Origin of the sequence: Deferribacter thermophilus (genome assembly GCF_049472675.1) — a bacterium.
GTDB classification, from domain to species: Bacteria; Chrysiogenota; Deferribacteres; order Deferribacterales; family Deferribacteraceae; genus Deferribacter; species Deferribacter thermophilus.
The window spans coordinates 87200-98074 of the sequence record NZ_JAPNXM010000008.1 but is presented as its reverse complement, the minus strand read 5'-3'; the positions used below and the strand labels follow the sequence as shown (position 1 = coordinate 98074).

Annotated in this window: 10 protein-coding genes; 9 read left to right on the top strand and 1 reads right to left on the bottom strand. The window is 31.3% G+C overall.

The annotated features are described in order from the left end of the window. Positions 1-94 precede the first annotated feature (94 nt). The 9 genes from OWM07_RS08500 (at position 95) to nspC (ending at position 9861) form a co-directional block, all read left to right on the top strand. Complete coding sequence (locus OWM07_RS08500; RefSeq protein WP_423303269.1) at positions 95-1099, top strand: hybrid sensor histidine kinase/response regulator; 1005 nt, start codon at positions 95-97, stop codon at positions 1097-1099. Positions 1100-1200: 101 nt separating this feature from the next. Next, complete coding sequence (locus tag OWM07_RS08495) at positions 1201-2961, top strand: thiamine pyrophosphate-dependent enzyme (RefSeq protein ID WP_423303268.1); 1761 nt, start codon at positions 1201-1203, stop codon at positions 2959-2961. Then, on the top strand, positions 2951-3460 hold the full coding sequence (locus tag OWM07_RS08490; protein WP_423303267.1) for a 2-oxoacid:acceptor oxidoreductase family protein: 510 nt from the start codon (positions 2951-2953) through the stop codon (positions 3458-3460). The genes OWM07_RS08495 and OWM07_RS08490 overlap by 11 nt, the downstream gene beginning before the upstream one ends. After that, entirely contained in the window at positions 3450-4682 is a 1233-nt protein-coding gene (locus OWM07_RS08485) for a phenylacetate--CoA ligase family protein (protein WP_423303266.1), read from the top strand. The genes OWM07_RS08490 and OWM07_RS08485 overlap by 11 nt, the downstream gene beginning before the upstream one ends. A 4-nt stretch (positions 4683-4686) precedes the next feature. After that, the gene (locus OWM07_RS08480) at positions 4687-4950 is read left to right on the top strand and encodes a LysO family transporter (protein WP_423303265.1); all 264 of its coding nucleotides are present in this window, start codon (positions 4687-4689) and stop codon (positions 4948-4950) included. Next, a complete protein-coding gene (locus OWM07_RS08475; protein WP_423303264.1) occupies positions 4947-5546 on the top strand; it encodes a LysO family transporter in 600 nt (199 codons plus the stop codon). Before OWM07_RS08480 ends, OWM07_RS08475 begins: the two co-directional genes overlap by 4 nt. 51 nt (positions 5547-5597) lie before the next feature. Further along, positions 5598-7454, top strand: coding sequence for a biosynthetic arginine decarboxylase (gene speA / locus OWM07_RS08470; RefSeq protein ID WP_423303272.1), 1857 nt, complete (start codon positions 5598-5600; stop codon positions 7452-7454). A gap of 14 nt (positions 7455-7468) precedes the next feature. Next, positions 7469-8689 carry a saccharopine dehydrogenase family protein gene (locus tag OWM07_RS08465; RefSeq protein ID WP_423303263.1) on the top strand — a complete coding sequence of 407 codons (1221 nt, stop codon included), beginning with the start codon at positions 7469-7471 and terminating at the stop codon, positions 8687-8689. Then, a complete protein-coding gene (nspC, locus tag OWM07_RS08460; protein WP_423303262.1) occupies positions 8689-9861 on the top strand; it encodes a carboxynorspermidine decarboxylase in 1173 nt (390 codons plus the stop codon). The genes OWM07_RS08465 and nspC overlap by 1 nt, the downstream gene beginning before the upstream one ends. A gap of 20 nt (positions 9862-9881) precedes the next feature. On the opposite strand, the gene OWM07_RS08455 is transcribed toward nspC, so the two are convergent. Beyond that, positions 9882-10706, bottom strand: coding sequence for a DUF4405 domain-containing protein (locus OWM07_RS08455; RefSeq protein ID WP_423303261.1), 825 nt, complete (start codon positions 10704-10706; stop codon positions 9882-9884). Positions 10707-10875: the final 169 nt, after the last annotated feature.

Sequence of the window (10875 nt, the reverse complement as noted above, 5' to 3'; positions counted from 1 at the left end):
AAAATTGAGTAGAAAATTGAGCAAAATTTAAGAAAAATGATGAAAATTGAAAAACATAGAAATTATGCAATAGCCTTATTATATTTATTTGATTATGCAAAAGCAAAATTTGGATAACGAAATTTTAGGTATAGCTAAAAATATAGATATAACTGTTGAAAAAAGTATAGGCATTACAAAACAACTTTTAACATTTGCAAAAGGTGGTGAGCCTGTTAAAGAACTGATTGATATAAAAGAGGTGATAAAAGAGGCCATAAGTTTGTCATTAAGTGGGACTAGTATTCAATATAATTTGAATTTTAAAGACGATAAATACTTAGTTTTTGCTGATAAAGGTCAGATTGTGCAGGTTTTTGTCAATTTGTTTGTCAATGCTAATGATGCTATGCAAAATAACGGTAAAATAGAAGTAAATATAAGAAATATTTCATTGCAAAAAGAAAATGTTTTAAATTTATCGCCTGGCGAATATGTTGAAATAAGGGTTAGGGATACTGGGCCTGGAATCAGTGAAAAATTAATGAATAAAATTTTTGATCCCTATTTTACAACAAAAGAGAATGGTAATGGGCTTGGTTTGGCTATATGTTATTCTGTTTTGAAAAAACATGGTGGCACTATTTATTTGAATAGAGAATATAAAAATGGAGCAGAGTTTGTAATACTTTTGCAAAAAGCTAAAGAAATAAAAACTCAAATATCAAAAGATGAAAATATTGTTGAAACGGATAAAATGTTAAAAATACTCTATATGGATGATGAAGACATGTTAAGGGATTCTTTTAAAATTTTATTAGAAAGTATGGGGCATGAAGTAATTACAGTATCAAAAGGGGAAGAAGCTATTGAGGCAATAAAAAAGGATGATTTTGATGTAATTATTCTTGATTTGACTATAGTGGGAGGTATGGGAGGAGTAGATACAGCAAAAGAGATTAGAAAAATAAAGCCTGATGCATATATTGTAGTGACAAGCGGTTATTCTGATACTGGTGCGGTTGCAAATTATAGTGATTTTGGCTTTGATAACTATCTATTAAAACCTTTTAAGGTAGAAGAGCTAAAAAAAATATTGACTGATGTTATCAAAAAGTAAGTTAAGGAAATAATTTAAATAAATACAAATTTTTGCAAATTTAATTTAGGTTAAATTATATTTGACTTTTTTCAACAATTATCATATTTCATTTAACTGATATGAAAAAATTTTTAATGGGAAATGAATTAATTGCACTTGCTGCTTATAATGCAGGTGTGAGGTCAGCATACGCTTATCCTGGAACTCCTTCCAGTGAAATTCTCGAATATTTTATTAAGATTTCTGAAGATGTGTATGCTCAATGGTCTGTCAATGAAAAAATCGCTTTAGAATTGGCTGGTGCTGAAGCTGTTTCTGGTAAATTTGTTTTATGTAGTATGAAGCAGGTTGGTCTTAATGTGGCTGCCGATCCGTTTTTCTCCATTGCTTATACTGGTATAAAAGGTGCATTAGTAATTGCATCTGCTGATGATCCTGGCCCTTATAGCTCTCAGACAGAGCAAGATAGTAGAATGTATGCAATGTCAGCCAAATTACCAGTTTTTGACCCGATAAATCCTGAGGATGCTTATTTTCTTACAAAAAAGGCTGTAGATTTATCTCATAAATATGAAATTACTGTGATGATTAGACCTGTTATGCGTGTATGTCACTCAAGACAGTCGATAGATGTAGATATTGAAAAAAATAATTTAATTATTTCTAATTCTTTTGAAAAAGATACTGCGAGATGGGCTGCTACACCCAAATTTCGTAAGCAATTACATAGTATTTTAAATCAAAAATTAAAAGATATCTCAAATGAATATTACAAAGAGTTTAAAATTAATAAAAAGAGTGATTTTGCTGTTGTTGGTTCAGGTTATTCTTTTGCTATGGCAATGGATATAGTAGCTGAAGACGACCTAAATATAGATTTATACAAACTTGATTTACCTTTTCCACTTCCTGATGAGCTTATTAACAGCTTATTGGAGGAGTATGAAAAAATTCTTGTTATTGAAGAAACGCAACCAGTTATTGAAATGCAATTTGCAAGAAGAGATAAAGTGTTTGGTAGGTTAAACGGTTTTATTACAAATATGGGTGAATTAACTTACCAATATTTACAATCAAAATTGTATCAATTTCTTGGCAAAGAAAACGAGATAGAAGAGTTTGATGTAGATGTTAAAAGTGTAAAACCAAGGCTGTGTCCTGGCTGTGGTCATAGACCAGCATTTTATGCTATTAAAAAAGTTGCGAAAAACAGAGGTATTTTTCCTGGTGATATCGGTTGTTATACATTGGGTGTTAATTTGGAAGCTGTGGATACATGTATATGTATGGGAGCATCCGTTACTTTTGCAGAAGGGTTAAAAAGAGCAAATAATGAAAAGGTGGTTATAGCTACAATTGGTGATTCTACATTTTTTCATACTGGAGTTCCTGCTTTGATAAATGCTGTGGCAAATGATTCAAAGATTGTATTAGCAATTCTTGATAACGAAACTACTGCCATGACAGGATTTCAACCAGTGCCTCATAATCATAAAAAAATATCAATTGAAAGAGTAGTAATAGGGTGTGGCGTTGATTTTTGCAAAACTATTGACCCTTATGATTTTGATGGGAGTATAAAGTTATTAAATGAAGCAATTGAGTACTCTGAAAAGAATAATACCCCTGCAGTAGCTATTTTTAAGCACCCTTGTGTCACAAAAATTAAGTATAAAGGTAAAAAAAGAGTAGTTATTACAGATAAATGTAAAAATTGTAAAATCTGTTATGAAAAATTTGAGTGTCCAGCCATCTTCGAAGACAAGTTTGCTAATGCAGCAAAAATTGATGAATTATTATGTGTTAACTGTGGTGTTTGTATATCAGTTTGCCCATTTGATGCCATTGCTTATATTGATGAGGTAGATGATGAGGTTTAACTGTTTAATTTGTGGAAAAGGTGGGCAAGGGGTTATCACTTTAAATAGAACTATAGGAAATATTTTATCTTTATTAGGATACAAAGTGATTTCTGCAGAAACGCATGGTATGGCAATGCGAGGAGGTAGTGTAAGTACTTTTTTAAAATGTGGAGAATTTAAAAGTGCAGGTTTTGGCTATAATCAGGCTGACTACATAATTTCTACAGATTATGATGAATATTTAAATAATAAGCATTACTTAAAAAATGATGGATATTATATTGTTAATACTGAGAAAAATAATAAAAGCAATAAAGGGGTATTTTTTGATGCAACAAAATCATCATTAAAAATTTTTGAGTCACCTAAATACGCAAACTACTTCTTATTGTTCATATTCTTTGGGTTATTAGGAAAAATAGACTTAATTGATGTAAAAAACATTTTGATAAATCAAAAGCTTTTAGATGAAAATAAATATACTTTAATACTCAAGGAGTTGAAAAATGTTATCTGATTTACAGCTAGAATTATTAAATAAAACTGTTTATAGGATAAAGAAAAATAACCCATTTTATTTTGAAAGGCTTAATGTAAACTCTGAGATTAAAAGTTATGATGATTTTATAAAATTGCCTTTTATCACAAAGGATGATTTGCGAAATGGTTACCCTTTTGGTTTTGCCTGTGCTGATAGAAAGGATTTTATGAGAATGCACATGAGTAGTGGAACTACTGGTACACCTATTATCAACCCTATGACCCAAAATGATATAAATCAATGGGCAGAAATAATGGCTCGTTGTTATAAAACTGCAACTGTTACCAGTGAGGATACAATTCAGATTACGCCATCTTTTGGTTTGTTTAACGGTGGTTTTGGTTTTCATTACGGAGCAGAAAAGATCAAAGCTTTTGTAATCCCCATTGGGCCAGGTAGATCTCATTTACAGCTTAAATTTATGAAAGAGTTAGAATCAACTGTTTTGTGTGCTATAGCATCTTATCCATTAAGATTAATTGAAATAGCTGAAGATGAAGGCTTTGATTTTAAAAAGGATTCGAAGCTAAGAGTGGGGATATTTGGTGCAGAAGTTTGGTCTGATGAGATGAGAAAAAGAATTGAATATATTATGGGGATAGAAACTTTTGATATCATAGGAATGACAGAGACAGGTGGTGTAGGATTAGGGATTGATTGTATAAAACATGATGGCATACATGTGTGGGATGACCATTATATTGTAGAAATTATCGATCCTGTTACATGTGAACCAGTTGAGGATGGTATTGAAGGTGAAATGGTGGTCACTACTTTGACAAGAGAAGGGTTACCTTTGATTCGATACAGAACTAGGGATATTACGAAAATCGTTAGTAGAGAAAAGTGTGATTGTGGATTACATACCATAAAGGTTGGGCGAATAAAGGGTAGGACTGACGATATGCTTAAAATAAAAGGGGTTAACTTTTATCCATCTCAAATTGAGTCCATTTTACTTCAGTTTAACGAATTATCGATGGAGTATGTTATCATTTTAGAAGACAAAAAGGGGAAAGATAGTGTTACTCTAAAAGTAGAAAGGGAAAACGGTTTTAATGATGTGATTTATGATAAGGTTTATACAAAACTGTACGACTTTTTAGGGTTTCATCTAAACCTTGAAATTGTAGAAAAAGGTGCTATTGAAAGAAGTCAGGGGAAAGCTAAGAGGGTAATTGATTTAAGAGGTAAATGATAAGTTGGTCAAATATCTTATATTTCTTGTTATTGGAGTTTTATTTGGTTATTTTATAGGGTCTAAAAGAGAGCCTAAATACAGCAAACATGTTTTAAATACCACTGTATTGATTTTACTTTTTTTTATGGGTGTAAGTATAGGAAAAGATCCTAAATTGATGGATAAAATATCGATGTTTGGTTATACATCTTTGATTATCAGCTTATTTACTGTAGCATTTAGTGTAATAGTTGTAGCTGTGCTAATGAGGGTTTTTAAAAAATGATTTTTTTGATGATAATCGCTGTGATTTGTGGTGTTTTGTTTGCACAGTTTGGTTTTTTACCCACATTTTTAACAGAATATTCTGGGAATATAACAGATTATTCATTGTATTTACTTCTTTTATTGATTGGTTATGATATAGGCAGAGACAAAGAGTCTATTATGAGGCTTGTTTCTGCTGATAGATATGCTTTTTTAGTCCCTTTTGGAACAATTGTTGGAACATTGGTGGGAGGTTTTGTGGCTTCTTTTTTCCTTGCAATCAGCGTAAAAGATTCTCTTGCTATTGCAGCTGGTTTTGGGTGGTATTCCCTTTCTGCTGTTATAATTGCAAAAATGAAAAGTGCCGATTTGGGCTCAATAGCATTTTTATCTAATGTTAGCAGGGAAATAATCAGTATAATGCTTGTTCCATATCTTGCGAAATATGTTGGCCCTTATGTGTCTATTGCACCAGGTGGTGCTACTACTATGGATACCGCTTTGCCTATTATCGAAAAATATGCAGGAAGTAGCGCAGCGATAGTTGCCTTTATAAATGGTTTTATTCTTAGTGCGCTTGTTCCAATTTTAGTCCCTTTTATTTTAAATTTTTAATTGCAAAATTTGAATTTTAATACTAAATGGATTTACTTCTATAATGCAAAAATTAAGAGGTTTATTATGGATTATGGAATAAAGATTTGGGGCGGTTACGATTTTATTATTGAGGATGGTAAAGTTGTCATTAATGAAGGTAACAGACCTGCAATTATTGATATTGTAAAAGATGTTAGAGAGCAGGGGTTTAAAGGGCCAGTTCTGTTTAGATTTCCTCATATACTTAAAAAGCAAGTTAATTCACTTTTTAATAAATTTAATAAGTATATAAAAGAGTATGAATATTCTGGGAAATTTTCATCGGTATTTCCATTAAAAGTAAATCAGTATCCAAATTTTGTTAAATATTTGATGGAAAATACAAAAGGGAAAAATTATGGGTTAGAGGCTGGTAGTAAACCAGAGCTCATAATTGCTATGAGCTATGTAAATGATGGGTGTCCGATTGTTGTAAACGGTTTTAAAGATAAAGAAATGATATCTCTTGGGTTTATTTCTGCAAAAATGGGGCAAAATATCACACTAACCATTGAAGGCTTAAATGAACTTGAGACGATTGTAGAAGTTGCAAAAGAGATGGGACCTCCATATCCAAATATTGGTTTAAGAATCAAGCTTCATAGCTCTGGTATAGGTATTTGGGCTAAAAGCGGTGGTATAAATTCAAAGTTTGGTCTTACTTCTGTAGAATTAATAGAAGCTTTAAAAATTTTGAAAGAGGAAAATTTAATTGATTATCTAACGATGATTCATTTTCATATAGGTTCTCAGATAAGTGAAATATCTCCTGTAAAGAAAGCATTAAGAGAGGCTGGTAATATTTATGCTGAATTGTATAAGATGGGAGCAAAAAATTTAAAAAAGATAGATATTGGTGGTGGTCTCGCTGTTGAGTATAGCCAACATAAAAGTAATCACAGTATCAATTATACTTTAGATGAGTATACCAGCGATGTTGTGTTCTTACTTAAAATGATAGCAAACAACAAAGGTGTTCCTGAGCCTGATATATTTATCGAAGCAGGTAGATATGTGGCAGCAAGCCATGCTGTATTAGTAGTACCTGTTTTAGAGCTATTTTCTCAAGAGTATAATGAGCAAAAACTCTGTTTAAAAGAACAAAATCCTCCTCTAATTGAGGAGTTGTATGAGCTTTACAATACAATAAATGAGAAGAATGCTATAGAATTTTTACATGACAGTTTAGACCACATGGAATCTCTTTTAACCCTATTTGATTTAGGGTATATTGACTTAGTAGATAGAAACAATACAGAAGTTTTAGTCCATCTCATAATTAGAAAAGCGATTGAATTATTAAAAAATAAAAATCTTTCTGAATTGAAAGATATTCAAAATATGATTCAGGAAAGATATTTGTTGAATTTTTCTATTTTTCAAAGTTTACCAGATTATTGGGGGCTTGGGCAACAATTTCCTGTTATGCCACTTGATAAACTTGATATTTCACCTACAAGATCAGCAAGCCTTTGGGATATTACATGCGATAGTGATGGTGAAATAGCCTTTGATGCTGATAGACCTTTGTTTTTGCACGATGTGGATTTGAAAAAAGAGGATTACTTTTTAGGTTTCTTTCTTGTTGGTGCTTATCAAGAGACTTTAGGTATGGAGCATAATTTATTTACACATCCAACCGAGTTTGTCATTAATTTTGATGAAGAGGGAAATTATAAAATAGATGATATCATTGAAGCACAAAATATTTTGGATGTGTTAGATGATCTTGACTATGATGCAAAAGAGATTGAAAGAAGATTAAAACAAAATATTGAAGATTCTGAATTAATCCCTGCTGATGAGAAAAAAGATGTCATTGGTAATTTATATCTTGTATTAAGTGAAAATTGCTATTTAAAAACTATAGCAGGTTCAAAAAATTAAATTGAGGTGAAATTATGGGTAAAGTTTTAATAATAGGTGCTGGCGGTGTTGGTAATGTTGTAGCAAAAAAATGTGCTATGCTACCAGATGTTTTTGAAGAGATATGTTTAGCAAGTAGGACTAAAGAGAAATGTGATAAAATAGCATCTGATATCAAAAATCAGTATGGTGTTGATATTAAAACAGCTGCAGTTGATGCTGATAAAACAGAAGAGGTTGTTGCACTAATAAAAGATTTTAATCCAGATATTGTTGTAAATGTTGCTCTACCTTATCAAGATTTAACTATTATGGATGCGTGTCTTGAAACTGGGGTGCATTACCTTGATACAGCAAATTATGAACCGAAAGACAATCCAAAATTTGAGTATAAATGGCAGTGGGCATACCATGACAGATATAAAGATGCTGGGATAATGGCTGTATTAGGTTGTGGGTTTGACCCTGGTGTTACAAATGTTTTTTGTGCTTATGCTGCTAAACATCTTTACGATACTATTAAAACTATAGATATTTTAGATTGTAATGCTGGTGATCACGGCCATCCTTTTGCCACGAATTTTAATCCTGAGATAAATATTAGAGAAGTTACCCAAGTGGTTAGACACTGGAAAAATGGCAAATGGGTTGAAACACCACCAATAATAGAGGAGGGTAGTATTCATTTTACCTTTAACTATCCAGAAGTTGGTCCAAGAGAAAGCTACCTTTTATATCATGAGGAAATGGAATCATTGGTAAAGCATATCAAGGGGCTTGAAAGAATTAGATTTTGGATGACTTTTTCTGATCAATATCTAACCCATTTAAGGGTTTTAAAAAATGTGGGTATGACAAGAATTGATGAAGTGGATTATGAAGGGTGTAAAGTCGTGCCTCTTAAATTTTTGAAAAAATTACTGCCTGATCCAGCTGAGCTTGGCACAAATTATAAAGGGAAGACAGTTATTGGATGTATATTTGATGGTGAAAAGGATGGTAGGAGGTTTAAAAAATATATTTATAATGTGTGTGACCATGCAGAAGCTTATAAAGAGGTGCAAGCGCAAGCTGTATCCTATACAACAGGTGTTCCTGCAATGATTGGTGCTATGCTTGTAATAAAAGGTGTTTGGAGTGGTAAAGGTGTATTTAATGTAGAGCAGCTTGATCCTGACCCATTTATGGATGCACTAAATAAATACGGGTTACCATGGAAAATAGAGGACTTTGAAGGGGAGTTACCAGAGTTTTGATGAAAAATTATATTGAGCGATATTACAATTTTTTTCCAGAAAATATATTAAATAAAATTGATACCCCTGCTTATGTTATAAGTGAAGATGCAATTGAATATAACTGTCAAATTTTAAAAAGGGTGCAGGATGAAGCTGGAGTAAAAATTCTTTTGGCTCAAAAGGCTTATACTTTACCTGTAACCTATCCTCTAATATCAAAATACCTTTACGGTGTTTGTGCAAGTGGGTTATGGGAAGCAAAATTAGGGTATAAACATTTTAAAAAGGAAGTGCATACCTATGCACCTGCTTATAGAGATGATGAAATTGATGAGATTATAGAATGTTCTGATGTGGTTATCTTTAATTCGATTAATCAATTGGAAAAATATGGTGAATTAGTAAAAAAAAGAGGGAAACAGGTTGGATTACGGGTAAACCCTGGACATTCAGAAGTGGAGGTTGATTTATACAACCCATGTATCCCTGGCTCAAGGTTTGGTGTAAATCCTGATGATATAGAGGGGGAAGAACTCAGTATTGTAGATGGTTTTCATTTTCATGCATTGTGTGAGCAAAATTCTGATGTGTTTGTTAGGGTATTAAAAAGTTTTGAAGAAAGATTTGGAAAATATGTTAATGGTTTAAAATGGGTTAATTTTGGTGGTGGTCATCATATAACAAGGGACGATTATGATTTAAAACTGTTGATTGATACTCTAAAAGACTTTAGAAAAAGATATGGTAAAAACTTAGATGTGTATTTGGAGCCTGGTGAAGCGGTTGTTTTACATGCTGGAGTTTTTATTACTAAAGTACTTGATATAATTAATAATGGGGTTGATATTGCCATTGTAGATTCTTCTGCAGAAACCCATACTCCAGATGTCCTAGCAATGCCTTATACTCCAAAAATACTTGGTGCTGGTGATTGGAACGAATATGAGTTTAAATACAGAATTGGTGGATGCTCATGTCTTGCAGGGGACTTTTTTGGTTATTACTCATTTAAAAATCCGCTAAAAGTTGGTGATAAATTAATAATGCTGGATATGGCTTTGTACTCTTTTGTTAAAAATAATACTTTTAATGGAGTAAAACTTCCATCGATTGTAGTAATAAGTTTAAAAGATGGAGTTAAATGGATTAAAAATTATAGCTACTCAGATTTTGAAAATAAGTATGTATAGAGTAGATGCTGTTTGAGCATCTACTCTTTTTTCTGTAAAAGATTATAAATATCTATTGGTAACATCCCTTTTTGTGATGATATCTCTTTTATTTTGGTATCTTGTTTAAATTTAAATCCATATTCTTTTAAAATGTTAGATGCTTTGTTATAATCTATATTATATTTGTTGCAAAATTCAATCAGTGTTAATTTCCCTAAACCTGTTGGTTCATTAGTTGATTTGTTAGAGTTCATACCAGATTTTTTATATTCTTTTATTATTTCCCAAATGCGGTTTGGACTGATACCATTATTTTTAGCTATTTGAGAAAGTGTTTCATCAATTGAGCTTATTTTTATATTTTGGTTAATTAATGCTTTTTTAGCCATTTCTAAATCAATAGAGAATTTATTACATAAATTTTTTAGTGATAATTGTTCTGCATGTGGCATTGGTGGTGAGCCTAATACTTCTTCCCAATAATCTTTCATATTTTCACTGAAATTAAGTATGGTTTTAAATGGTGAAATTTTGTAATATGTTCCAAGAAAAAATATTATTGAAATTAATAGTGCAAGGTTAAAGTTTACTGTAAAGACTACTAACTTCTTACTTTTGTTTTTTAGATAATTTATAATAGGTTTCCAGTTGTAATATATATGTAATAATCCCGAAATAAGAAAAAGTAATGAAAAATTGATATGGATATTTGTGTATTCTTCTTTTGTTAATCCCAAAAATTCCCAAAGACTCCAATAGGCAATTTTTCCTTGAGGCGCAATAAAAAGTATTATTCCGCTATAAACTAGAATAATAAATGATATTAACATAATTAATGATGTAATTTTCCTAAGTGAAATCATAAAACCCTCCAAATAATTTTTCTCAAAAAGTGCAATTAATATGCCAAAAAATAAGAGGTTTTTGGATGTGATGATGTGTAAAAATTACACAATTTCATAAAAATTGTGTAAAAATTACCAATTTATTCATTATGATTTGAATAATTTGAAAAAGAAAGTATAATTATAT